General features: G+C 47.3%; 21 protein-coding genes. 16 read left to right on the top strand and 5 right to left on the bottom strand.

The features are described 5' to 3' along the window. The 4 genes from ACMN7X_RS04450 (at nucleotide 1) to ACMN7X_RS04435 (ending at nucleotide 4,251) form a co-directional block, all read left to right on the top strand. Nucleotides 1-1,245, top strand: a complete 1,245-nt coding sequence (locus ACMN7X_RS04450) for a WYL domain-containing protein (RefSeq protein WP_418746289.1) — start codon at nucleotides 1-3, stop codon at nucleotides 1,243-1,245. Next, nucleotides 1,242-2,153, top strand: coding sequence for a WYL domain-containing protein (locus tag ACMN7X_RS04445; protein ID WP_418746288.1), 912 nt, complete (start codon nucleotides 1,242-1,244; stop codon nucleotides 2,151-2,153). The genes ACMN7X_RS04450 and ACMN7X_RS04445 overlap by 4 nt, the downstream gene beginning before the upstream one ends. An 81-nt stretch (nucleotides 2,154-2,234) precedes the next feature. Next, complete coding sequence (locus tag ACMN7X_RS04440) at nucleotides 2,235-3,515, top strand: RtcB family protein (protein WP_418746287.1); 1,281 nt, start codon at nucleotides 2,235-2,237, stop codon at nucleotides 3,513-3,515. Continuing rightward, the gene (locus ACMN7X_RS04435; protein WP_418746286.1) at nucleotides 3,478-4,251 is read left to right on the top strand and encodes a nucleotidyltransferase domain-containing protein; all 774 of its coding nucleotides are present in this window, start codon (nucleotides 3,478-3,480) and stop codon (nucleotides 4,249-4,251) included. The genes ACMN7X_RS04440 and ACMN7X_RS04435 overlap by 38 nt, the downstream gene beginning before the upstream one ends. Here ACMN7X_RS04435 and ACMN7X_RS04430 read toward each other — a convergent pair. The 5 genes from ACMN7X_RS04430 to ACMN7X_RS04410 form a co-directional block, all read right to left on the bottom strand. Continuing rightward, nucleotides 4,246-4,740 carry a hypothetical protein gene (locus tag ACMN7X_RS04430; RefSeq protein ID WP_418746285.1) on the bottom strand — a complete coding sequence of 165 codons (495 nt, stop codon included), beginning with the start codon at nucleotides 4,738-4,740 and terminating at the stop codon, nucleotides 4,246-4,248. The two genes, ACMN7X_RS04435 and ACMN7X_RS04430, sit on opposite strands and share 6 nt — an antisense overlap. 50 nt (nucleotides 4,741-4,790) lie before the next feature. Next, a complete protein-coding gene (locus ACMN7X_RS04425) occupies nucleotides 4,791-6,200 on the bottom strand; it encodes a DNA methylase (RefSeq protein WP_418746284.1) in 1,410 nt (469 codons plus the stop codon). Between the two features lie 151 nt (nucleotides 6,201-6,351). Further along, nucleotides 6,352-7,140: an ABC transporter permease subunit gene (locus ACMN7X_RS04420; protein WP_418746283.1), complete on the bottom strand. Its 789-nt coding sequence runs from the start codon at nucleotides 7,138-7,140 to the stop codon at nucleotides 6,352-6,354. Continuing rightward, entirely contained in the window at nucleotides 7,137-8,018 is an 882-nt protein-coding gene (locus tag ACMN7X_RS04415) for an ABC transporter ATP-binding protein (RefSeq protein ID WP_418746282.1), read from the bottom strand. Before ACMN7X_RS04415 ends, ACMN7X_RS04420 begins: the two co-directional genes overlap by 4 nt. After that, nucleotides 8,015-8,647 (bottom strand): TetR/AcrR family transcriptional regulator, encoded by a 633-nt coding sequence (locus tag ACMN7X_RS04410; protein WP_418746281.1) that lies wholly within the window; start codon nucleotides 8,645-8,647, stop codon nucleotides 8,015-8,017. Before ACMN7X_RS04410 ends, ACMN7X_RS04415 begins: the two co-directional genes overlap by 4 nt. 144 nt (nucleotides 8,648-8,791) lie before the next feature. On the opposite strand from ACMN7X_RS04410, the gene ACMN7X_RS04405 reads away from it, so the two are divergent. From ACMN7X_RS04405 to ACMN7X_RS04350, 12 genes are all read left to right on the top strand, one after another. Beyond that, the gene (locus ACMN7X_RS04405) at nucleotides 8,792-9,892 is read left to right on the top strand and encodes a M23 family metallopeptidase (RefSeq protein ID WP_418746280.1); all 1,101 of its coding nucleotides are present in this window, start codon (nucleotides 8,792-8,794) and stop codon (nucleotides 9,890-9,892) included. A 234-nt stretch (nucleotides 9,893-10,126) separates the two neighbouring features. Next, entirely contained in the window at nucleotides 10,127-10,927 is an 801-nt protein-coding gene (gene spo0A / locus ACMN7X_RS04400; RefSeq protein ID WP_418746279.1) for a sporulation transcription factor Spo0A, read from the top strand. Nucleotides 10,928-11,009: 82 nt separating this feature from the next. Then, nucleotides 11,010-12,446, top strand: a complete 1,437-nt coding sequence (gene glgA / locus ACMN7X_RS04395; protein WP_418746278.1) for a glycogen synthase GlgA — start codon at nucleotides 11,010-11,012, stop codon at nucleotides 12,444-12,446. Beyond that, nucleotides 12,443-13,372 (top strand): DMT family transporter, encoded by a 930-nt coding sequence (locus ACMN7X_RS04390; RefSeq protein ID WP_418746277.1) that lies wholly within the window; start codon nucleotides 12,443-12,445, stop codon nucleotides 13,370-13,372. Before glgA ends, ACMN7X_RS04390 begins: the two co-directional genes overlap by 4 nt. A gap of 120 nt (nucleotides 13,373-13,492) precedes the next feature. Continuing rightward, nucleotides 13,493-13,636 (top strand): hypothetical protein, encoded by a 144-nt coding sequence (locus ACMN7X_RS04385; protein ID WP_418746276.1) that lies wholly within the window; start codon nucleotides 13,493-13,495, stop codon nucleotides 13,634-13,636. A gap of 17 nt (nucleotides 13,637-13,653) precedes the next feature. Further along, nucleotides 13,654-15,240 (top strand): ABC transporter substrate-binding protein, encoded by a 1,587-nt coding sequence (locus tag ACMN7X_RS04380; protein WP_418746275.1) that lies wholly within the window; start codon nucleotides 13,654-13,656, stop codon nucleotides 15,238-15,240. A 21-nt stretch (nucleotides 15,241-15,261) separates the two neighbouring features. Continuing rightward, entirely contained in the window at nucleotides 15,262-16,209 is a 948-nt protein-coding gene (gene nikB, locus ACMN7X_RS04375; RefSeq protein WP_418746274.1) for a nickel ABC transporter permease, read from the top strand. Then, complete coding sequence (gene nikC, locus ACMN7X_RS04370) at nucleotides 16,209-17,060, top strand: nickel transporter permease (protein WP_418746273.1); 852 nt, start codon at nucleotides 16,209-16,211, stop codon at nucleotides 17,058-17,060. The genes nikB and nikC overlap by 1 nt, the downstream gene beginning before the upstream one ends. A 1-nt stretch (nucleotide 17,061) precedes the next feature. Then, a complete protein-coding gene (locus ACMN7X_RS04365) occupies nucleotides 17,062-18,069 on the top strand; it encodes an ABC transporter ATP-binding protein (RefSeq protein WP_418746272.1) in 1,008 nt (335 codons plus the stop codon). Then, the gene (locus tag ACMN7X_RS04360; protein WP_418746271.1) at nucleotides 18,062-18,826 is read left to right on the top strand and encodes an ABC transporter ATP-binding protein; all 765 of its coding nucleotides are present in this window, start codon (nucleotides 18,062-18,064) and stop codon (nucleotides 18,824-18,826) included. The genes ACMN7X_RS04365 and ACMN7X_RS04360 overlap by 8 nt, the downstream gene beginning before the upstream one ends. A gap of 169 nt (nucleotides 18,827-18,995) precedes the next feature. After that, entirely contained in the window at nucleotides 18,996-23,372 is a 4,377-nt protein-coding gene (locus tag ACMN7X_RS04355) for an acyl-CoA dehydratase activase (RefSeq protein WP_418746270.1), read from the top strand. A gap of 14 nt (nucleotides 23,373-23,386) precedes the next feature. After that, a complete protein-coding gene (locus ACMN7X_RS04350; RefSeq protein ID WP_418746269.1) occupies nucleotides 23,387-24,265 on the top strand; it encodes an MBL fold metallo-hydrolase in 879 nt (292 codons plus the stop codon). The last annotated feature ends 114 nt before the right edge of the window (nucleotides 24,266-24,379 follow it).

Genomic DNA, 24,379 nt, shown 5'->3' with positions numbered 1-24,379 from the left:
ATGGCGTACAGCGAGCTTGTAAAAAATTTCAACCGCATTCGTGAGTATATGCGTGAGTTTTATGTTTATGGTTTTAAAAGCCGGAATGAGTATACGGGGAAAAGCGCCCGCTCTTATGATGACGAGCGGCGCCGTTTGGAGAGCTGGCTTGGAGATTATATGCGGTTTCGGCAGACGTCGGACGGCAAAAATGTATTCATTTCCATAGACAGCCGTGTTTCACGGCATAATCCGCTATATAAAGCGTGGAAAGCGAAAAGTTTTACCGATGGGGATATTACGCTGCATTTTATTCTGATGGACATTTTAGCTGTGTCGGATGTGCCGATAACTCTTGGGGATATTACGGGGCGGGTTGACGCTTATCTTTCTGCTTTTGAGGCGCCGAGACTGTTCGATGAATCGACGGTGCGGAAGAAGTTGAAAGAATATGTTTCAGAGGGAATTGTTATCGCCAAAAAGCGGGGAAAAACGATGTATTACAGCCGCGCACAGATGTCGGAAATTTATGGCGCGGATGTATTAGACTTTTTTTCAGAAGTGGCACCGTGCGGAGTGATCGGTTCTTTTTTGCTGGATAAGGGGGACAGGGCCGAGACCCGTTTCGCTTATAAGCATCATTATATGACCGGGGCTTTGGACAGTGAAATTCTCGGTCTGCTTTTTATGGCCATGCGGGAGAAACGGATGGTCACCCTTGAGACAATTAATCGGAATAAAGCGAGGGTTACGGAGAAAAAGGTGATTCCCCTGCGTATGATGTTCAGTGTTCAGAGCGGCCGCCAGTATCTCATGGCCTACACGCCGCGGTTTCGGAGGATCACACCCTATCGAACGGATAATATTATTTCCGTAAAGGCTGATGCGGTCACCCCGCGTTTTGATGAGCTGCGTGAGAAACTTGATGCAATGAAGTCACATATGTGGGGCGTAAGTACGCAGAGTAAATCGGGGCAGCGCATGGAGCACGTGGAATTTACCCTTTGTTATGGGGATGATGAGCAGCATATTCATCAAAGGCTGGAACGGGAGAAACGGTGCGGAACCGTTGAGAAAATCGATGATCACACAAGCCGGTTTTCTGCGGATATTTATGATGCGAGTGAAATTGTTCCGTGGATCCGTACGTTTATCTGCCGGATTACCGATATTCATTTTTCGGATAAAAATCTTGAAATCCAGTTTAAGAATGATATCCGGCAAATGTACAGGCTTTATGGCATAGAGGGCGGTGAAACGGCATGATTTTCAGTGAACTCTACAGTGTTTATTATAATACGGTCGCAGAAATTCTGAAGGCTGCGATAGATCATCCTCTGGGAAAAAATGAATTGAGGCGGATCGTGGAGGAACGGGCCTTTGGCGAGAGTATATTGAATATTGAGCCGTCATTGACGGAAGGCAGATGGCAGTTATTGAAGCGGGACGGAACTACTCCTATTCAAAGTGTGCCTTCGATGCCGCTGACGATGATACAAAAGCGTTGGCTGAAAGCAATTTCCCTGGATTCAAGAATTCGATTATTTCAGGATGAACTTATAGAGTTCCCGGATGTGGAGCCGCTTTTTACGGAAGAAGATATTTGCATTTTTGATAAATATGCGGATGGTGATAATTACAGGGATGGGGCATACATAAAAAATTTCCGGCAGATTCTGGATGCCATCAGAAACCGATATCCTCTGAGCATTGATGTCCTGAATCGCAGGGGTCATAGGACGTGCATCGTGTTAATGCCGGAATATCTGGAGTATTCTGAAAAGGACGATAAATTCCGGCTGATTGGTTCGGGGTGCCGATTGGGCAGGACAGTAAATCTGGGAAGGATTATCCGCTGCGAGCGGTATACGGGGCAAAATGTCATCCGTTCCAATGAACGGAAGCGTCAGAGGCCGCGAAGTGTCCAATTTGAACTTGTAGATCAGCGGAATGCTCTGGAGCGGGTTCTCATGCATTTTGCCCATTTTGAGAAGCAGGCGGAGCAGATCGGAGATCAGCGCTACAAGATAACAATTTATTATGATAAAGATGATGAGACGGAAATGGTTATTCGGATTCTTTCATTTGGGCCGATGGTGAAGGTCACGGCCCCGGTTCATTTCATAAACTTAATAAGAGAGCGGTTGATCCAACAAAAAAGTTGCGGACTTTAAATGGTTCGCAACTTTTTTTCCGTGATAAGACAGCTGCCATTATATAAAATGGTCATAGAAATTAAGGAAGGAGGAAACAGGATGTTTGAAATAAAGGGGAAAGTAAACTCGGCTGTCTGCTATGCCAAAGTTATTGAGGACGGCGCCATCGAACAGATTCGAAGGATGTGTGACTATAGACTCACGGAGGGAAGCAGGGTACGGATAATGCCGGACGTACATGCCGGAAAAGGTTGTACGATTGGCACGACAATGACAGTTGCCGGTAAAGTCTGTCCGAATATTGTCGGGGTGGATATCGGCTGCGGCATGTATACGCTGAAATTGACGACTCGGGAGCTGGATTTTGAGAAGATTGATGCGGCCTGCCATTATATTCCTTCAGGGAAGAATGTGTGGGAAGGCCGGATGGAGCGGTTTGCGCTGACGGATCTGCGCTGTTACCGTTCGCTGAGAGATGCGAAAAGATTGGAGCGTTCCCTTGGAACACTCGGCGGCGGCAATCATTTTATTGAGATTGATCAGGCGGCGGACGGTACTTTTTATTTGATCATTCATTCGGGAAGCCGTAATCTCGGTAAACAGGTGGCAGAAATTTATCAGCAGCTTGCGATTGATCTTCATATGGGAAAGGAGGATTATTTCAGGCAAAAAGATGAGATTATCCGCACCTATAAAGAAACCGGAAGACGCAGTGAAATACAGAAGGCATTGAAGGAACTTAAAAATAACTATGAGACGCAGGAACTTCTTATTCCGGAGGACCTTTGTTGGCTTGAGGGGACTTTCCTTGAAGATTATCTGCATGATGTGGAAATCTGTCAGAATTTTGCCCGGAGAAGCCGGGAAAGAATGGCGGAGATTATTCTGGAGAGAACCGGCATGGGAGCCGTGGAAGGGTTTCATACGATACATAATTATATCGATACCCGGGAAATGATTTTGAGAAAAGGTGCCATTGCCGCCCATGCGGGGGAAAGGGTGCTCATTCCGCTGAATATGCGTGACGGTTCCGTTATTGCCATAGGAAAGGGAAATCCTGAGTGGAATTATTCGGCGCCTCATGGCGCGGGGCGGGTAATGTCCAGGGCCAGAGCGAAAGAAACCCTGGATATGGAGACTTATAAAGCCTCCATGCAGGGCATTTATACGACGTCGATTAATGAAAAAACAATTGATGAGGCGCCGATGGCATACAAGTCCCTGGATGATATTATTGATGTTATTCGGGAATCAGTGGATGTCATCGATATTATGAAGCCGGTGTATAACTTTAAGGCCTCGGAGGATGATGTGCCGTGGAAAAAGAAAAAGGAGAAAAAAGATGAAGAAAATGATTGTCAGCAGGCTTCGGGAGATTGAGGAAAAAGAGAAGGTTCACATTCTGCTTGCGGTGGAATCCGGCAGCCGTGCCTGGGGTTTTGCCTCTCCGGACAGCGATTATGATGTGAGATTTATTTATATTCGTCCAAAAGAGGATTATCTGCGGCTGGAATCCACGAGAGACGTCATCGAATTGCCAATCAATGATGTGCTCGATATCAATGGATGGGATCTGCAGAAGACTTTACGGTTATTATATAAATCGAATCCAACACTGTTTGAATGGTTTTCTTCCCCAATCGTTTATATGGAGACCGAATTTGCCCGGAAATTCCGAAGGATTATGAATGAATACTTTTCGGAAAAACGAAGTTTGTATCATTATATCAGCATGGCGGAGGGAAACTTCCGGGAATATCTGAGACGGGATATGGTAAGGACTAAAAAATATTTTTATGTGCTGCGTCCGATATTGGCCTGCCGCTGGATCCTGGATAAAGGCACACCACCGCCGATGCTTTTCCGGGAGTTGATGAGGTATGAGCTGCCGGAGGCGCTGCAGGGAGATGTGGAAAACCTTCTTGAACTCAAGATGAATTCTCCGGAAATCAGGGAAATACCGCGTATTGAGAAACTTAATGCTTATCTGGATGCATCAATTGAGGATATTAAATGTATTTTGAAATCCATGGAGGAATCCAAAGCTTCGAGTTGGAAAGAGCTGGATGAATTATTTCTTCAAGAACTTAGCGGTATTGGCTGCTCTTCACTATAGACTGATCTCTGTAGATGGTTCCGGCGTTATATCCAGGATGTCATCAAAATTAATTTTATACCTTATCGCGCGTGCCCATGCGGAGCATTTGACATCAGGGATGCCCGAATGGGTATAATCGTCGATTTCCAGAATCCTGGTGATGGAGTCAATTCTTCGAATGATGCCGGAGAGGGTAAGATACATCCCTTCGGCAGTTCCGCCGGAACCGTCCGGGCCGGGGTCAGAAATAAAAAAGGTTACGGAAACATGCTGATCTTTTTCCAGAAGAAGCAGCTTTTTATTGAGAACAGCAGCCATCTCCTCGGATAAATCGATGCGATTTACCCGGGGAGTTTCTTTTTCATGGATAGCCTCGATATGCCCCTTGAGAGCCGCAAAGGGGGAAAATATCTTTGCCCGGTCGCTATTGGACATATGGGGATGTTTGGATTCCGGCCGGGGCAGATGGATAATATCATCATATTTATTGGAAATCTTTAAAGCCATAGATACACCTTCTTTGAATCTTTTGAATTTTGGAAGTTGAAAGGCTGATATCAGGCTTTGTGGCCGCCGATTTGCCGGTTGCGCTCAATGGCGGTGGCGCCATCCACGAAATTCATACCCTTCAATATAGCATTTTTCCCATATTTTTTCTGAATATCCAGTATGGCCTTCTGAATTTTTTTATCTCGTTGGATTGTTTTTTCTTTCAGATCAATTGCTTCCGGCGCCGTAAATAAATCATATTGAACATAGTTCTCTGCCGTGGACTCATCAATCACATTGTTGAAGGTGACGCTCAGCCGATGAATCGACAGTTTTGAATCGACGATACGGTCGTAAAGGGAAAGGGCAGCCGTCGACAACTCTGTGGCGGAAGACGTGTGAAAATTCAGATTCACACTTCCATGGGCCGGTTTTGGCACGGCCTGTCCGAAATGGTTTATATGGAGCGGACCGGAATAATTTTCCGAGTTTTTATCATATCCGATATGAAGAACGATCTGATTTGCAGCCAGTCCTTTATCGAACAGATCCAGCGCCAGACTATCGGTCATCTCATGAACAACCAGCCGCGCTTTATCTTTGGAGTAGGGACATGAAAGAACCTGTCCCGAGCCCATGGAATTGTTGTTTGGCTTATAGTTTTTGATGTCCTGCATGGTGACCGGCTCCACGCCCCAGGCATGGTCGATGAGCAGTTCGGCATCGACACCAAAAAGGCGGAACAGAAAGTCCTCATTATAAAGGGACATCACAGCCACATCTCCCATAGTGTACATGGCATTGTCCCTCAGCCGTTTGGCGATACCATTTCCGATGCGCCAGAAAGAGGTGAGAGGCTGGTGCTCCCAAAGCAACTTTCGATAATTCATTTCATCCAATTCAGCAATTCGAACGCCGTCCTTATCGGCATCCACATGCTTGGCTACGATATCCATGGCAATTTTGGCAAGATACATGTTGGGGCCAATCCCTGCCGTGGCCGTAATCCCGGTTTCGGACAGAACATCCAGAATCATGGTTTTTGCCAGATCATGAGGCGACATGGGAGTGCCGTCTGAGCTGCAGTAAACAGATTGATACGGGGTAATATCCATGAATACTTCATCGATAGAATAAACATGGATATCGGAGGCACTCACATATCTCAGATAAATATTATAGATGCTGGCGGATACATCGATATATTTCTGCATTTGCGGTGTGGCAATGATTAGATCAATGGTTTTGCCGGTGGAGGCCTTAATCTCCTTCAATTTTTCCTTGACCTCAAATAATCTTGGGCGGCCGGGAATACCAAACGCTTTAAGTGAAGGAGAAACAGCCAGGCAGATCGTTTTATCCGTGCGGCTTTCATCAGCTACCACCAAATAGGAGGTCAGGGGGTTGAGGCCCCGTTCCACACATTCGACGGAGGCATAAAAGCTTTTTAAATCAATGGCAATATAAACGTTGGACATGATGCTCTCCTTTCACAAACTAAAACAAACAAATGTTCTGTATGGAAATAATTTTAGAACAAAAGTTCGGATAAGTCAAGGGGAGAATTTATGGAAATATTGGCACTTAAGTAGGGCTTATATTGTTTTTATGTTGAATTACATTTAAGTCTCATGCCGCAATATCCTTTTTGGTATATTTCGCGAAGGCGGCCGCGATGCCAATGACGGTATAGAGGATTCCAAGGGCCAGCAGCTTCATGTCGATGGCGCTGTCGGCAATGATATCTGCGGCTTCGGCATAGGCAAAAGGTGTGATGTATTTTAAAAATGCGGCTTGTCTGCTGATGTTTTTAAAGATGTTAAAAAAGTAAAGCAGGGCGGCCAGTCCGAGGCCTGCGCCGACGCCGCTGTGACGCAGAAAGGCGGAAATGCCAAAGCAGATACCGGCAATTTCAAGCTGCAAAATGGTGTAAGCGGCATGGAGCAGCAGAAATTCTCTGACAGCCGGTTCTTCGCCGATGAGGGCGAAGGATGCGGCGGAAATGGCCATAACAAGCAGGTTCATAATGATTAATTGGAAGATTACAGCCAGAAGTTTTTGGAAAATGACGGTTCGCCGCTGGATAGGGTGAGTCAGCAAAAATTCGGCTGTTTTTTCTTTTTCTTCTTTGGCTAGGGCGTTGATGCCGAGCAAAGCGGCAAAAAAACCGCCGCCGATGCTTAAAATATTGCCGCATTCGATGGCATAGAATCCCATGACATCTCCGAAATTTAGGCGGTCCATGCCGAAAGCGCGGGTAAAGCTGCCCATGTTGGAGAACATATCGGTAAGGCCCTCCATATCTGTGTTCATTTCGGGGAACATGATCATACAGATAAGAAGCATAAAGGCAATGGCTGCCGTCCATACACATAAGGCGATTCGGTTTTGCCTGAGTTCGTGAAAAAAGAGTGTCATTGCTTTTTATCCTCCTTTGCATAATAGTGAAGAAAAATTTCCTCTAAATCCGGCTCAGTGATTGTTATATCGGTGAGGGTCAGTCGGCTCAGTTCGCTGATCAGACAGTTGATATCGCCGTCGTATAAAAAACTGACAGAGTTTTCTGTCCGGGAGATATTTTTTATGGATGAAAGCTGAGGCGGAACGGAAATACCGTGCAAAGTGATCTGGCGTGTTTTTGTATCCGACAGGTTTTCCACCGAGTCGCAGGCGATCAGACGCCCTTCCCGGATAATTGCCGCATGATCGCAATGGTGCTGTATTTCCGAGAGAACATGGGAAGACAAAAAAATTGTGGCTCCTTCGGCATTTCTCTCATGGATCAATTCAAAAAAAGATTTTTGCATCAGAGGGTCAAGCCCGCTGGTCGGCTCATCCAGAATATATAATTCGGGCTTGTGCATAAATGCGCAGACAATGGATACTTTTTTTCGATTGCCAAGAGACAGCTCATCGACCTTCTTTTTTGTATCCAGTTTAAATCGTTCACACAGATGGCGGGCTTCATCCCGGCAGCTTTTTCCATGGAGGGCGGCTGACATGTTCAGAATCTCTTCCACACGCATGCCGTGATAAAACATGGATTCGGAGGGCATATAACCGATTTTGGAAAGTATTTGAACTTTGTCAGAATGAATATCCATGCCAAAAATGCGGGCATTGCCGGCAGTCGGCGCAATGAGGCCGAGCAGTGTCCGGATGGTTGTACTTTTTCCGGCGCCGTTGGGGCCGATAAAACCGAATCTGTCTCCGGATTCAACAGAAAGATTCATATCGATAATTCCACGGGCCTTTCCGTAGGATTTTGTCAGATTTTGCGTTTCTATCACTTTCATTGTTCATTTCCTTTCTCCGGGGTTTCGCGGCCGTAGGCAATCTGCCAGAGGTCCAGGATTTCCAGAAAATCCTTTTCAAGCCGGTCAAAATCAAAGGTATCCTGCTGCAGAGCTTTCCAGAGATAACCTTCCGTTGTCCAATACATGGTTTTGATGAGCATCTCCAGGTTCAGGCCGGGACGAAAATCTTCCGGGTGAATTTTTGGCATGAAGATGGCGGCACTGTCCCGGATAATTCCCATATAGCTTTTTTGAATTTCTGCGGAAATTTCCGGGTCTTTTTCATAGAAGGCTTTCAGTGTAAATGCTGTCAGCTCCGGGTATTTTCGCATCACAGACAGTTTGGCGTACATTCCGCGGCGCATCATTTCAAATAAATTCTCCGGTTCATAGCATGCATAGTCATTGATCGTCTGAATGGTCATTTCTGCCGCTTTATCCCATAGAAAGAAGTAGAGTTCCTTTTTGTTATGAAAATAGTGAAAAAGTAAGGATTTGCTGATTCCGGCCGTTTGAGCAATTTCGCCGACCGGGCTTTTTTTGTAGCTGTTCCGGCTGAATACGTGATATCCGGCGTTGATGATCCGTTGTTGTTTTTCCTCCGGCAGAGCAAAAAATTTATTATTCATAAGCGTACCTCCGTTAACCGTTGTGGTTAACTCAAGTATGACATGATTGACCGTTTTTGAGAAGACCCATAAAATAAGCTTATTCATGATTGACAGTTTGTCCGCATACATTAATGTAAAATAGAAGAAATATGGAGGCAGTGCATGGAAAAAAGTGATAAAGGTCTGCGGATTGTTCAGGTTGAGATGATGCTTTTGATATTTTTAATTTTGTTCGGCGTTTTAAGATGTCTGTCTTCGAAGACATCTGTTTTTGCGGCGTCCGACGGCGGAGCTCAGGAAACGGGGCAGGATGGAGCGGAAAATGATTATATTCAGTGGGTTGATTTTAATGTGAGCGATGAGGCACTGAGTCGGGCTTATGACTACGATATTGAAACTTACCTGTCAGATAGCCATGTGAATTGGATCGAGCTGCTGGCTTATCTTGCGGTTCAGTATGGCGGAGATTTCAGTCAGTACAGAGTTCAGGATATGGCGGAGGCTGTGGAAAAAATTCAAAGTCAGGGAATTGAAGCGCTGACGGCAAACCTGAAATACTATGATTATTACCGGGAAGCCTATGAGGCGGTACTCGGCGGCATGGTTGGTGTTTATGAAACGGAAGAGGCGGGGACAGCTTCCGGCGGAGACGGAAGCTCCGCGGAAAACCGTGTTTGGAAACAGGTCTATGGCCTGAAAGCCTTCAGTCCGATCGCGAAGGGATTTCCCTATTCGGAATATGACGATTTTGGGGCGTCCCGAAGTTACGGTTATCAGAGAAATCATTTAGGCCATGATATTCTGGGGCAGGTGGGAACGCCGATCATCGCCATTGAGAGTGGAACCGTGCGGGCTCTCGGATGGAATCAGTTTGGCGGCTGGCGCATTGGCATTGACAGCTTTGACGGAAAACGCTATTACTACTATGCCCATCTCAGGCAGGACAGGCCCTATGCGGAAGGACTGGAAGAGGGAGATATTGTTCAGGCCGGGGATGTGATCGGATATATGGGGCGGACCGGCTACAGCACAGAGGAAAATACAAACAATATTGACGTATATCATCTGCATTTGGGGCTGCAGTTGATTTTTGATGAATCTCAGCGGGAAGGGCCCAATGAGATCTGGATTGACGTTTATCCGCTGACACGTTTTCTGGCCCGGCATGCCTCGGAAACGGTTCGAAATGATGCGACGAAGGAGTGGAGCCGGCGTTATCAGATCCGTGATCCGGAGATGCCGACGGCCTCTGAGAATGAATAGGATGCGAAGGACTTTGGAAGAAAAAGAAAAACACAGCGTCGGAGAATACCGGTGCAAGTTTAGCAGAATATTTGATATTTTTTAAAAGAATCTCTGCAAAAAAATGTCGACTCAGGTCATTCGGTGTCAAATAGGGTCATCCGGGGTCGAAGATTGCGATTGGTTAGTCTTGCGATAATCCTTTTTCAGAGAATATAATACAAATAGTTTCAAAGTCAGAAGGAGGAGAACAAGGTGAACAAAATTAATGTGGCGATCGTGGATGATAATGAGCGGATGTTGGGGCTCTTAGAAAATATTTTAAGTGAGGACAAGAGTATTACTGTTGTTGGAAAGGGTGGAGACGGTGTTCAGGCGCTGGAATTAATTCGGGAGAAGGAACCGGATGTGGTGCTTCTTGATCTGATCATGCCGAAACTTGACGGCCTTGAAGTTATGCAGAAAGTCAACCGGGAACCGACACTTAAAAAGAAGCCGGCTTTTATTGTCATTTCTGCCATTGGACAGGAGAATATTACGGAAGATGCTTTCGGCCTGGGGGCCAGTTACTATATTATGAAACCATTTGACAATGATGTTGTTTTAAATAAAATAAAGCAGATACAGATGGATAAGACGGCAAAGCTTGTTCATACTAAGCATAGCATGGTATCTGAGGGTGTCAGCGAGTATTCGGCTGTTAATCTGGAGTCGGATGTCACGAATATCATTCATGAGATCGGTGTTCCGGCCCATATCAAAGGATACCAGTATTTGAGAGATGCCATTATTATGTCGGTGGAAAATCGGGAGGTTATTAATTCAATCACAAAAGTGTTGTATCCGACGATAGCCAAGATGAATCGGACAACGCCGAGCCGGGTAGAGCGGGCAATACGGCATGCGATTGAAGTGGCGTGGAGCCGGGGGAAAATGGATACGATCAATGAGTTGTTCGGATATACCATCAATACCGGGAAGGGAAAGCCGACAAATTCGGAATTTATTGCTCTGATTTCCGACAAAATGCGTTTGGAATATAAAACTAAGGGGTAAAATAAATAAATATCTTTTAATGTTCTCTCAAATATTGTATAATATATACAATAAATGTATTTGAGGGAGGAAGCGGATTTATATGAAAAAGATATTATTTGTATCGTCGGAAGCTGTACCTTTTATAAAAACAGGGGGATTAGCGGACGTAGCCGGCACATTGCCAAAATCATTCAATAAAGATGAATTCGATGTCCGTGTTGTTATCCCGAAATATCGGGCGATTCCCGAGCATTACCGAAATCAGATGAAGTACCGCACACATTTTTACATGGATTTTGCGGGAGAGAATCGGTATGTTGGTGTGATGGAGCTTGAATGGGGCGGAACTACGTTTTATTTTATAGATAATGAATATTATTTTTATGGGGATAAGCCTTATGAAGACGGTGTTTGGGATTTGGAAAAGTTTGCCTATTTCAGCAAAGCGGCTCTTTCAATCTTGCCGCTTATTGATTTTCAGCCGGATGTGATTCACTGCCATGACTGGCAGACAGGGCTTGTCCCGGTATACTTAAAGACGGACTTCTGCAGAGGAGATTTCTTCTCCCGGATGAAAGCGGTTATGACGATTCACAATCTGAAGTTTCAGGGCACATGGAATCCGAAGGATATTATGAATATTACCGGGCTGCCGGGGTATCTGTTTACGCCGGATAAACTGGAGGCCTATAAGGATGCCAACTATTTGAAGGGCGGACTTGTCTATGCGGACTGGATCACAACCGTCAGTCCGACCTATTCGGAAGAGATCAAGATGCCGTTTTACGGCGAGGGATTAAATGGCCTGCTCTGTGCCCGTTCCGGGCAGCTCAGCGGTATTTTGAACGGAATCGATTATGAGGAATATAATCCGGAAACGGATTCGGCTCTTGCTTATAAGTACAATGCCATTAATTTCCGCAAATTGAAAGTGAAAAATAAACTGGCTCTCCAGGCCGAATTGGGGTTGGAGCAGAATGAGAAAAAATTCATGATTGGCCTTGTGTCCCGGCTGACGGATCAGAAGGGGTTGGATCTGGTGGCCTATATGATGGATCAGATCTGTACGGAGGATACGCAGCTTGTAGTTCTTGGAACCGGCGACAGTAAGTATGAGAATATGTTCCGGCATTTCGCCTGGAAATATCCGGAGAGAGTTTCGGCAAATATTTTTTATTCCGATGAACGTTCTCATAAGATTTACGGTTCCTGCGATGCATTTCTTATGCCGTCACTGTTTGAACCTTGCGGTCTCAGCCAGTTGATGAGTTTACGTTATGGCACAGTTCCGATCGTCCGCGAGACGGGCGGCTTAAAAGATACGGTTCAGCCGTATAATGAATTCGAATCGACAGGCACAGGCTTTAGTTTTGCAAATTATAATGCTCATGAAATGATGGATACGATCAATTATGCGAAACATATCTATTATGATAAGAAACGGGAATGGAATAAGATTATAGATCGGGCGATGGCCGCAGATTTCTCATGGAATATGTCTGCGCGCAGATATGAGGAATTGTATCGGACGTTATGAGTGAATATTTGAGAAAAACCTGGGTGGTGTTTTTACTTGCATCAGTGAGCTGCTTCCTCTGGGGAAGCGCTTTTCCGGGTGTTAAGATCGGTTATGAATGGTTTCACATTGCGTCCGGGGAGACGGCAGCCCAGATATTATTTGCGGGGTGCCGTTTTTTCCTTGCCGGTATTCTGGTGATCCTTTTCGGCAGTCTGACATCGGGAAAGCTTTTGCGGCCCTCCGGCGCAGAGTGGAAACATGTGGCATTGATCAGTTTGTTTCAGACAATTTTGCAGTACATATTATTTTATATTGGTCTGGCCCATACGGCGGGAACAAAGGCGTCCATTATTATCGGTTCCAATGTATTTATCGCTATTTTGACGGCAAGCCTGATTTTTCGGCAGGAAAAGCTGACAGGGAAAAAAGTCCTGGGATGTCTGATCGGCTTTGTCGGCGTTGTTCTTATCAATCTGGCGCCGGGGAAAATGTCTCTGGCGGTGAGCTTTGTCGGTGAGGGACTTGTCCTGCTTTCAACGGTGGCCTATGCCTTTTCTTCTGTTATTATGAAGAAATACGCGAAAAAGGATAATCCGGTCATGCTGAGCGGTTATCAGTTTTTTATCGGCGGTGTTATCATGATGGCGGCCGGATATTTGATGGGCGGCCGGATATCCGAAGTTTCCGGAAAGGCCATGCTTATTCTCTTATATCTGTCCTTTGCTTCGGCGGCGGCTTATACGATATGGAGTCAGCTCCTTAAGTATAACCCGGTATCAAAAGTGGCGGTCTTTGGGTTTATGAATCCCGTGTTTGGAGTGGCTCTCTCGGCAATTTTGCTGCATGAGAGCAGCCAGATACCTTTCTGGCAGGGCGGCGCGGCGTTGGTCTGCATTACGATCGGAATTGTGATCAGTCAAAGAGGAGGGGCGGAAGTTTCATAAAATTCGCCCCACAGAGATATTTTTTCAAACGTATTTTTACATCCGACGGTAAGACTTTTTCGTTGACAGTTTTTGACATATAAGTTAGAATAAAAAAGAAGCGGCCACGAAGGCCGGCATATGGTTAGGTTGAATGAAACCACGAAGGTTTCGCTGTTTTTTGTGCGAATCTTTGTGGTTTTTTCGTTATTCACGTATATTATAAAGCTGCCGGAGACCGCCAAAGATGAGGCGGTGAAGGCCGAAGGATGGAGAGAAATATGAAAAAGAGGATATTTTGTATGTTATTGACGGCTGCTATGTGTGTGTCCATGCTGGCGGCCTGCGGTTCAGAAACAAAGGAAACAGCTGCCGGAGAGACGTTAGCCGACAGCCATAGTACATCCGGGGACAGTGCGGGAAATCCGGAGGAGGAGAAAGTGCTGCGAATCGCCTTTCCTGATGCGCTGACAACGGTGGATGTGGCGAATGTGACCTCGGCAACCATGTTAAAAGAGGTGGCCGGCGTATGTGAGACGTTGGTCCATGCGGATGAAGATTTTACTCTGCAGCCAAATCTGGCAACGGAGTGGCGTATGACCGGGGATAATACCTGGGAATTTAAGCTGCGGGATGATGTGACCTTTCATGATGGAACGCCGATGAACGCTGAGGCGGTGAAATGGTCCATCGAGTGGGAACTGGCAAATAATTCGGCTTTTGCCGGATCCACATTCATTGAATCGGCAGAGGTTCTGGATGAACATACGATTCAGTTTCATACGTCGCAAAAGACGACGGATTTACCGGCGGCCCTGTCTTATGTGGGGACTGTCGTTGTGGCGCCGTCTTCTGTGGATGCCGATGGAAACTTTGTTAAGGCTGTGGGAACCGGATATTTTAAGCAGGATGCCTTTGATGAAACCTCCGGAGTTTTCGAGTGTTCCGTGTATGACGGATACTGGAAGCCGGTGGAAACCAACGTAACACGGCGTATCGTGCGGAGTATTACCGATGCCGGCGCCCGGAGTCTTGCGGTACAAAATGGAGAGATTGACATTGCATCGGATGTGCCTTTCAGTGATCTGGAAACTCTTGCCAATTCGGAAAATGTCAAAGTATCAAAATTTAATACGGCGAGAACCTATTTTTATAATTATAATATGAAAAAAGATATTTTTCAGGATGAGCGGGTGCGTAAGGCTTTGATTTATGCGATCAATAAAGAAGAGCTGGTCAACGATGTTCTTCTCGGCGTCGGCGGCGTACCGAAGGGAATGTTGATGGATGATATGCCGTGGGCAAATCTTGAAGTGGATACTTATGATTATGATGTGGATAAGGCATTAACTCTGCTTGAGGAGGCCGGATATACGGACAGCGATAATGACGGATATCTGGATAAGGATGGGGAAAAACTCACTTTGAAGCTGATCACCTTTACAAAACGGCCGGGATGCGCTTTGATCGTTCAGGCAACCCAGGGATATTATGCCAATATCGGCATTGATACAACGGTGGAAGTGTTGGAGTGGTCGGCCATGAATGAACTGATTCAAAACGGTGATTTCGACATGGCCCTGAATTCGGCGGCGTCCGCCTATATACCGACACCGGCCTATTATATGGAGACCTATTATAAAAATAATGATATCGGGTATGAAAATGAAGCTGTGAATGCATTGCTGGACGAATGTAAAGCGACAGCGGACATGGAAGAAAAGTATGTCTGCAGCAAGGAAGCCCAGGCGCTGGCCCAGGAGGATGCGGCCATTTTTACACCGGCATTGTACGGCGCTGTTTTTGCCTTGTCAAAGGATGTGACGGGATTTCAGTATAACGCGGCGGCCCATGATTTTATTGTACCTTATGAGACATCTTTAAACTAAACTGTTTTTGGAGAGATACCTATGGTTAAATATATTGTGAAACGCATCATCACTGTTTTTATCGTCCTATGGATGGTGGCAACGCTGACTTATTTTACAATTCATGTGACGCCCGGGGATACGGCAACGGCCATTTTGTATTCTATTGGCGGGGAAAGCGCCGTCAGCAGTGAAAACCTTGAGCATGTGCGGAACAAATATGATCTGGACCGGCCGGTGTTGGAACAATATGTTGAATGGGTGACGCATGCTTTTCGGGGAGAATTGGGGACTTCCTATAAATATAATAAACCGGTGGCTTATATGCTGAAACTCCGGGTGCCGAACACGATTTGCCTGGGGTTTGCGGCGGTGGCCTTATCGGTGGTTATCGCTATTCCCTTTGGCATTGTCAGCGCCCTGCACCACAATCGTCTGCTGGACCATGTGGGGCGCATATTTACCCTGCTTATATCTTCCTTTCCCTCTTTTTGGGTGGCCATTGTGCTGATTATCGTCTGCGCCCTGAAACTGAAATTGCTCCCGGTGGGAGGCATGGATGGACCGCAGAGTATTATTCTCCCGGCGGTCACTCTGGCCATGGGTATGACGGCGGCGACGACTCGTATGATGCGCAGCAGTATGCTGGATGTGATGGGTCAGGATTACATATGGGTATCGCGGGCAAAGGGTCTTCCCCGGAATAAGATTTTGACGCGGCACATGCTTCGGAATGCGCTGCCTCCGATCATTACAGTCATCGGGCTTCAGATTGGCCATGTCCTCGGCGGGGCCGTTATCATTGAAAATATTTTTTCATGGCCGGGGGTTGGCGGTCTCCTGATTGACGCCATCAACGCAAAGGATACGCCGATAATCGAGGGCTGCGTTTTGCTGATCGCTTTCGGGTATGCGATGATCAATCTGATCGTGGATATTCTGTATGCGTGTTTGAATCCGAAACTTAAATTGACCGGGGAGGATGGCTGATGCATAGACAAAAGAAAAAAATAGTCAACAGGAAAAATTATATTCTGTATGTCGGGGCTGTTTTGTCCTTTTTCGTTTTGCTGGTTACCTTGTTCGGGCCGTTTTTTGAACCCTATAATCCGACAAAAATGGAATTATCTCAGAAATTTATTGCGCCGTGCCGGGAGTTTATTTTTGGAACGGATCACCTCGGAAGAGATATTTTCAGCCGGGTGATCGAGGGAGCGCGGGTGTCGCTCGTTATTGCGGGCTGCGTTGTTCTTTTCAGCGCGGTACTCGGCGTGGTGCTGGGGATGATCTCAGGCTATATGGGAGGCGCCGTGGACATGCTGATCATGCGGGTAGTGGATGCGCTCCTGGCGTTTCCGACGATTATTTTTGCTCTGGCCCTGTCAACCATGATGGGGACCGGTCAGACGAACCTGATCATTGCCATTACATGCATCCAGTGGACACGGTATGCCCGAATCGCGCGGGGTGAAACGCTGATGCTGAAAAATGCCGAATATGTGGAGGCTGCCCGGAGTATCGGCAATAATACGGCCCAGATTCTGGCAAAATATATTTTCCCGAATGTGGTGTCGAAAATCATCATTCTCGCATCCCTGGATATCGGAACGATTATTTTATACTGTGCGTCTCTGAGCTTTCTGGGGTTGGGCGCTCAGCCGCCGTCCCCCGACTGGGGCGTTATGATCAGCGAGGGTAAGGATTATATACAGTATGCGCCGTGGCTGACCCTGTTTCCGGGACTGGCCATTGCCCTTTCGGCTCTGGCCTTTAATATGCTCGGCGACGGCCTGAGGGATTTGCTCGATCCGCGAATGAAGGAAGTAGTGAGGACGGATTAACATGAAAAAATTGTTGGAAATAAAAAATCTGGATGTGGGATTTCTGTCAGCCAATGCCTATGTGCAGGTGTTGGATCAGATTTCTCTGGATATTTATGAAAATGAGGTCCTTGCGGTTGTCGGAGAAACGGGATGCGGCAAATCAGTGACCGGAAGCACCGTGCTTCATCTTCTTCCTGAAAATGCCGTGGCTGAAGGAGAAATTTATTATGAGGGACAGGAAATTCTCGGGTTGACGGAAGGAGAATTTCGAAAATTCCGCGGCCGGGAAATTGCGGCCATACCGCAAAGTCCTTCCACCTCCCTGGACCCGATGATGGAGGTCGGGGAGCAGGTGGCCGAATGTGTGACGGGCGGCCGCCGACAGAAGAGATCGGATCGGAAAACTATTCAATCAAGGGTTTGGGACATTTTTTCACGGCTGAAGCTTCCGGGAGAACGAAAAATCTGTCATGCCTATCCATGCCAGCTCAGCGGCGGTATGAACCAGAGAGTACTCATTTCCATGGGCGTGATCATGGAGCCAAGGCTGCTTATTGTGGATGAGCCGACCAAGGCGGTGGACTGGATTTTGAGAAAAGAAGTTGTCCATGTGCTGCGGCAGATGAAGGACGATCTGAAATGCTCAATGATGCTTATCACCCATGATTTTGGGGCGGCCTCCCAGATCGCGGACCGGATTGCCGTGATGTACTGCGGGCAGATCGTGGAAACGGGAAAAGCGGATGAAATTCTAAATGACCCGGGGCATCCTTATACCAAAGGTTTGATTCAGGCATTGCCTTCCCGGGGATTTCATGTGATGGAGGGATTTATGCCGTCCTTCTCCGAACTCCCGGAGGGCTGTCGTTTTGCGCCGAGATGCCCTCAGTGTCTGGAGCGGTGCCGCCGTCAGACTCCGGAAATATACAGGGATGAAACGGGGCGTCAGATTCGCTGTTTTTTATTTGAGGAGAGTAAAGGAACCTATCAGAGTCCGTGTCTGGAGGAGGCGGTGTTTCATGCTTGAAGTTTCGCATTTGAGTAAAACCTATACTTCCGGTTTTTTCGGAAATAAAAAAGTAGATGCGGTGAAAGATGTCTCCTTTAAAATAAATGAAGGAGAAATTTTTGGACTGATCGGGGAGAGCGGAAGCGGTAAAACGACCCTCACCCGCATGATCGGCGGTTTTTTGAAGCCGTCCTCAGGGGAGATCACCTTTGAGGGAAAAGATCTGATAAAGGCGAGGGCGGGAGAATGGCATGAACTGCGCCGTGAGATACAGTTTGTATTTCAGCATCCCCAGATGACCTTTCATCCCCGGAGAGATATTTATTTTGCCTGTGCCGAGCCAATCCGGCTGTACCATTTGGACAGGCATATCACGGAGAAGGAAATGGTTCGGCATATGCTGCGGCGGGTGGGAATCCCGGAGGACCAGTGGCACAAATATCCCCATGAGATCAGCGGCGGTCAGGCTCAGAGAATCGCTATCGCCAGAGCTTTATCCCTGAATCCAAAACTTTTAATCTGTGATGAGCCGACTTCGATGCTGGACGTTTCTGTTCAGGCCCAGATTTTACGGCTCCTTTTGCGGGCCAATGAGAAATATCATGTGGCGATGCTCTTTATCTCCCATGATCTGGATGTCATTCGGGCGGTCTGCCGGCGGGTGGCTGTTCTGCATCAGGGGGAGATCGTTGAGATGGGAACGGTGGAGGAAGTTTTTGGAAATCCCAGTCATGATTATACAAAAAAACTGCTTTCGGCCCATATGCAGGTATAAAGAAAACTTGTATATTTTTTGAAAAGTGGTAAAATAAACTTGATGTGATGCAAGGTCTTTTGACGGTTTGCGAGGGGCAGATTATCGAAAGGCTTTGTTTTTTATGATATAATTGAGCGACTGTGTGGCAGCGTCTCTCTTTAAATAGATAAGGAAATGAGTACAAAGGATGTTAAATGAAAAAATACTGAAAGAAGAACTTCTTGTTGGCGTGGATGTGGGGTCAACAACAACAAAAATTGTTGCTATTGATGAAAGAAATAAGAATATTGTGTTTTCAGATTATCGGAGACATAATGCGGCTCAGGTTCAAAGCGTTTACTATGCGGTAAATCAATTGATTGAACGTTTTCCGGAGGCACGGGTGCGGCTGGCCCTGACCGGTTCCGGGGCAAAACTGATTGCGGAAAGTCTGGATGTACCTTATATTCAGGAGGTTGTGGCAAACTCAATTGCATTAAGGGAACGTTATGATGATATCCGTACAGCCATAGAACTTGGCGGTCAGGATGCAAAAATGATATTTTTCAGCCGGGATAAGGCGGATAATTCCTTAAATGTGGCCGATATGCGTATGAACGGCAGCTGTGCCGGCGGCACGGGGGCCTTTATTGATGAGGTTGCATCTATTTTGAAGGTACCGATTGAAGAATTCAACGGGCTGGCGGCCCAGGGGACCTGTGTTTATGATATTTCCGGGCGGTGCGGCGTTTATGCGAAAACGGATATTCAGCCCCTGTTAAATCAGGGGGTGTCGAAACAGGATTTGGCGCTGTCCGCGTTTCATGCCATTGCGAAGCAGACCATCGGCGGTCTGGCTCAGGGCTTGGATATTGAGAAGCCGGTCGTTTTTGAGGGCGGGCCTCTCACTTTTAATCCGACACTGATCCGGGTATTTATCGAACGGCTGAATCTGGCGCCGGAAGAGGCGATCATCCCGGAGCATCCGGAGATTATGATCGCCTATGGGGCGGCCCTGTCGCTGGATACAATGTTTTCCGGTGACAACAGAGAAATTTCTATACCGAATATATTAAAGCTTTTGAAAGAAAATCCTATTGCGGAATCCAGTCAGGCGATGAATCAGGCTGAGCCGTTTTTCGCGTCGGCGGAAGAAGAGCAGGCCTTTTTGGAGCGGCACCGGCTGCCGGAATGTGGTTTCAAAAAACCGGCTGCCGGGCAGACGGTCCGCGCCTATCTGGGCATTGACTCGGGAAGCACGACAACAAAGTTTGTGTTGATGGATGAAGATGAAAATATTCTCGATTCCTTCTATGCCCCAAATGAGGGAAATCCTCTGGATGTGGCAAAAAGGGCGCTGATCGCCCTCAGGGACAGCTATCGGGAGGCCGGAGTCGGGCTGGATATTTTGGCTGTGGGAACGACGGGTTACGGCGAACTTCTTTTCGCGGAAGCCCTTTGTGCAGAGTGCCATGTGGTGGAGACGGTGGCCCATGCCCGGGCGGCTGAGAAATATGTGGAAGATGCCACCTTTATTTTGGATATCGGCGGACAGGATATGAAGGCCATCTGGCTGGACAGCGGTATTATTACCAATATTGTTGTCAACGAGGCATGTTCCTCAGGCTGCGGTTCCTTCCTCGAAAACTTTGCGGCGTCCCTACATATTCCGGTGGAAGAAATTGCCGGAACTGCCTTTTCCTCCAAAAATCCGGCGGCCCTCGGCAGCCGCTGTACCGTGTTTATGAACAGCAGTATTGTGACGGAGCAGCGCAACGGTAAATTATCGGCGGATATTATGGCCGGACTTTGCCGTTCAATTATAGAAAATGTATTTACGAAGGTCATTCGTATTTCAAACCTGGACTCCCTGGGGGATAAAATAGTCGTTCAGGGCGGCACCTTCCAAAATGATGCGGTGCTGAGAGCCATGGAGCAATATATTGGAAAAGAAGTGATCCGGGCGCCTTATCCGGGAATTATGGGAGCCATCGGCGTGGCATTGCTCACAAAGGAGAGGTTTGGCGCCGGGACACTGGAAAAATCCTTTATCGGCCTGGATGCCATGGATGATTTTTCCTATACTCAGGAGTCGAATTTTCCGTGTCCGTTTTGCACGAATCACTGTAAGCGGACGATCGTCACCTTCTCCAATGGTAAATCCTGGGTGACAAATAATCGGTGCGAGCGGGGTGAGATCCTCGGCGATCCGCGGGAAGAGAATGTCAGGAAACAGCTTCAGGAAAAAATGCATGCGGCGGAGGAAATTCCGAATCTTTTTAGAACCCGGGAAGAACTTTTATTTAAAGATTATCCGGCCCCGGAAATCATATCGGATCAGTCGATAACGATTGGTATACCGCGAGTGTTGTCTTTCTGGGAGACAATGCCTTTCTGGACAACCTTCTGGAAAGCCCTTGGATTTAAAGTGAAATTGTCGGATCAGAGTACCCGCCGGATGTACGAAAACGGCTTGTCGGCGGTTACTTCGGATACGGTATGTTTTCCGGCAAAACTGGTACACGGGCATATACGAAATCTGGTGGAAAAAAAGGTCGACAGGATTTTTATGCCGTCCATCACCACGGTCACTTCCGAGAATACGGAGAAGACAAGCGAATCCATGTGTGCGGTTGTGAAGGGCTATCCATATGTGATCCGGAATTCGGATAATCCGCAGAAACGATGGGGCGTGCCTTTCGATACACCGCTCTTTCACTGGTATGGGGCGGTTGACCGGGACAGACAGTTGATTGAATATATGAAAGAAACTTTCCATATCCTGCCGGCGCAGACAGCGGCGGCGATCAAATCGGCTGATGAGGCCCAGGAAGCATTTCACCGGGAGTTGAAGGAAGCGGGACAGGCTGTTTTGGAAGAGGCGGAGCGCCGCGGGACTTACGCGGTTGTCCTCGCATCCAGGCCGTATCAAAATGATGCCTTGGTTAATCATGATCTGCCGGCCATGTTTACCCGTTTGGGTATTCCGGTGCTGACGGCGGATTCTCTGCCGGGACTGGAAAAGGTGGATTTGAGCAAAAGCCGCCTGGATGTGGTGAATAATTATCATGCCCGGATGCTCGGCTCGGCGATCATGGCGGCTCAGAGTCCTCATTTGGAGTATGTTCAGATTGTCAGCTTCGGCTGCGGTCATGACGCCTATCTGTCTGATGAGATCATACGGATGATGAAGGCTGTTTCGGGGAAAATTCCGCTCATCTTAAAGCTGGATGAGAGTGATATTCAGGGGCCGCTGCGGATCCGTGTTCGCTCCTTCGTGGAGACTGTCTCCATGCGGCGCGGCAAAAATGAGGAAATGCAGATCGAAGCCCTGGAAGACCCTTATCCGGTGAAGCTGACGAAAGAAAATATCAAAGAAAAGGTTGTTCTTGTCCCGAATACATCCCATGCCTTCTGCCGGATCATGTCTGCGGCTCTCTGCGGCCAGCATGTAAAGGCCGTGCCGTTGGATATCGGGCGGGAAGAGGCCATCCGGCTCGGCAAGCAATATGTTCACAATGATATTTGTTTCCCGGCCCAGATTGTGATCGGGGAAGCGCTGGCAGCCCTTCGAAGCGGGAAATATGATGCCGATGAGGCGGCAATCGGTATGGGCAAATATATCGGCGACTGCCGTTTGACCCATTACAGCGCTTTGTTGCGGAAGGCGCTGGATGATGCCGGATATGCCAATGTGCCGATTTTGACCAATGATGATGAAGATTATCATAATCTGCACCCGGGATTTCGAATGAACCTTCTCTCATCGCTGCGCATTGCCATAGCGCTGCCGATGATCGATGCGATGGAGGAATTGCTGCGGAAGATCCGGCCCTATGAATTGGAGCCGGGAAGCGCCGACGCCGCCTTTGAAAAGGGAATGGACGCGCTTGTTGACGGCTTGCAGAAGCATGGCATCCGCGGTGCGAAGCGGGGCTTTGCCAAAGCGATTGATATCTTGAAAGAGGTGCGGTATGACCGCAGTCACCGCAGGCCGGAGGTTTTGATCGTGGGCGAGTATCTTTTGAATTTCCATCCGGGGGCGAATCACGATATCGAGGATTATCTGGAGCGGAACGGCTTTGAGATTATCGAAGCCCGGATGACCGATGTTATCCGAAAGATTTACTTCGTTTTGGATTCCCAGATTCGGGAATACCATTTAAAACGCCCTCTTGGGAAGAAGATTTGGTTCCATACGGCCAATGAATTTTTTGACTTTGCCCATAATGTCACCGATTCCATTGCCAAAAAGCATCCGTTATATACGCCGGCCTGCCGTCTGCCGGATTTAGTGAAGGACAGTGATCCGATCATGCATCACACCTTTGATGCGGGCGAAGGCGTATTGATTCCGGGAGAAATCCTTCATCATGCCAAATACGGCTGCCGGAATTTCGTTATTTTACAGCCTTTCGGCTGTCTGCCGAACCATGTTTTCGGCCGGGGTGTGGCAAAACGGCTGAAAGAAATTTACCCGGATGCTCAGATTTTACCGTTGGATTATGACCCGGATGTGAGCTTTGCCAATCTGGAAAATCGTCTGCAGATGCTTATTATGAACGCAAAAACAGCAGAGGAATAGCGGAGGGAAAAACAATGTATGAATTAGTACAGGTATCGGAAAACAGCTATTATATAGAAAGTCCTGCCAAAATAGGACTTGTGAAACTGGGCGGCGATGAGGTTTGCCTGATCGACAGTGGAAATGATAAGGACGCCGGGCGAAAAATCCGAAAGATCCTCGATGCCAACGGTTGGAAGCTGACGGCCATCTATAATACCCATTCCAATGCGGACCATATCGGCGGCAACAAATATCTTCAGGGGCAGACCGGCTGCAAAATTTATGCGCCGGGGATGGAGTGTGATTTTACCAATCATACGGTGCTGGAACCGTCATTTTTATATGGCGGTTATCCGTGCAAAGACCTTCGGCATAAATTTCTGATGGCCCAGGGGAGCAATGCTGAATATCTGATAAAGGATGTTTTGCCGAAGGGGTTTGAGATGATCGATCTGCCGGGGCATTTCCTGGATATGGTGGGATTTCGGACGCCGGAGGATGTGGTTTATCTGGCGGACTGTCTGTCGAGCCGGGAAACCCTGGATAAATATCAGATTGGTTTTATCTATGATGTGGGCGCTTATATAAAGACCCTTGAGATGGTAAAAACATTAAAGGCGAAAATATTCATTCCGGCCCACGCGGCGGCCGCGGAGGATATTTCCGAGCTGGCCCAATACAATATAGATAAGGTTTATGAGATCGGAGAAAAAATCATCGAACTCTGCAAAGAACCCCTTTCCTTTGAAGTGATTTTACAGAAGTTGTTCACCGAATACGGGCTTGAAATGAACTTTGAACAGTATGTGCTTGTCGGAAGTACGGTGCGTTCTTATCTTTCATGGTTAAAGGATACGGGAAAATTGAATAGCGAATTTGTCCATAATATGCTGCTTTGGGAACAGGCTTAAAGCAGGAGGATCATCATGGGGCGACAGTCAATGAGGCTGCCGTCCTTTTTTTGTGTATATTTGGAAAAAATACGCACATACTAGTTCTAAATAAGAGGAAGGCAGGAAAAGAAT

Origin of the sequence: Frisingicoccus sp. (assembly GCF_048388605.1) — a bacterium.
Taxonomy (GTDB): Bacteria; Bacillota; Clostridia; order Lachnospirales; family Lachnospiraceae; genus Frisingicoccus.
Note: the sequence above shows the minus strand (reverse complement) of the source record. Positions and strands in the feature narration are given on the sequence as shown.

Coding starts and splice junctions, on each gene's coding strand:
- ACMN7X_RS04450 (WP_418746289.1), top strand. CDS start 1: ATGGCGTACAGCGAGCTTGTAAAAAATTTCAACCGCATTCGTGAGTAT.
- ACMN7X_RS04445 (WP_418746288.1), top strand. CDS start 1,242: ATGATTTTCAGTGAACTCTACAGTGTTTATTATAATACGGTCGCAGAA.
- ACMN7X_RS04440 (WP_418746287.1), top strand. CDS start 2,235: ATGTTTGAAATAAAGGGGAAAGTAAACTCGGCTGTCTGCTATGCCAAA.
- ACMN7X_RS04435 (WP_418746286.1), top strand. CDS start 3,478: ATGAAGAAAATGATTGTCAGCAGGCTTCGGGAGATTGAGGAAAAAGAG.
- ACMN7X_RS04430 (WP_418746285.1), bottom strand. CDS start 4,740: ATGGCTTTAAAGATTTCCAATAAATATGATGATATTATCCATCTGCCC.
- ACMN7X_RS04425 (WP_418746284.1), bottom strand. CDS start 6,200: ATGTCCAACGTTTATATTGCCATTGATTTAAAAAGCTTTTATGCCTCC.
- ACMN7X_RS04420 (WP_418746283.1), bottom strand. CDS start 7,140: ATGACACTCTTTTTTCACGAACTCAGGCAAAACCGAATCGCCTTATGT.
- ACMN7X_RS04415 (WP_418746282.1), bottom strand. CDS start 8,018: ATGAAAGTGATAGAAACGCAAAATCTGACAAAATCCTACGGAAAGGCC.
- ACMN7X_RS04410 (WP_418746281.1), bottom strand. CDS start 8,647: ATGAATAATAAATTTTTTGCTCTGCCGGAGGAAAAACAACAACGGATC.
- ACMN7X_RS04405 (WP_418746280.1), top strand. CDS start 8,792: ATGGAAAAAAGTGATAAAGGTCTGCGGATTGTTCAGGTTGAGATGATG.
- glgA (WP_418746278.1), top strand. CDS start 11,010: ATGAAAAAGATATTATTTGTATCGTCGGAAGCTGTACCTTTTATAAAA.
- ACMN7X_RS04390 (WP_418746277.1), top strand. CDS start 12,443: ATGAGTGAATATTTGAGAAAAACCTGGGTGGTGTTTTTACTTGCATCA.
- ACMN7X_RS04385 (WP_418746276.1), top strand. CDS start 13,493: ATGGTTAGGTTGAATGAAACCACGAAGGTTTCGCTGTTTTTTGTGCGA.
- ACMN7X_RS04380 (WP_418746275.1), top strand. CDS start 13,654: ATGTTATTGACGGCTGCTATGTGTGTGTCCATGCTGGCGGCCTGCGGT.
- nikB (WP_418746274.1), top strand. CDS start 15,262: ATGGTTAAATATATTGTGAAACGCATCATCACTGTTTTTATCGTCCTA.
- nikC (WP_418746273.1), top strand. CDS start 16,209: ATGCATAGACAAAAGAAAAAAATAGTCAACAGGAAAAATTATATTCTG.
- ACMN7X_RS04365 (WP_418746272.1), top strand. CDS start 17,062: ATGAAAAAATTGTTGGAAATAAAAAATCTGGATGTGGGATTTCTGTCA.
- ACMN7X_RS04360 (WP_418746271.1), top strand. CDS start 18,062: ATGCTTGAAGTTTCGCATTTGAGTAAAACCTATACTTCCGGTTTTTTC.
- ACMN7X_RS04355 (WP_418746270.1), top strand. CDS start 18,996: ATGTTAAATGAAAAAATACTGAAAGAAGAACTTCTTGTTGGCGTGGAT.
- ACMN7X_RS04350 (WP_418746269.1), top strand. CDS start 23,387: ATGTATGAATTAGTACAGGTATCGGAAAACAGCTATTATATAGAAAGT.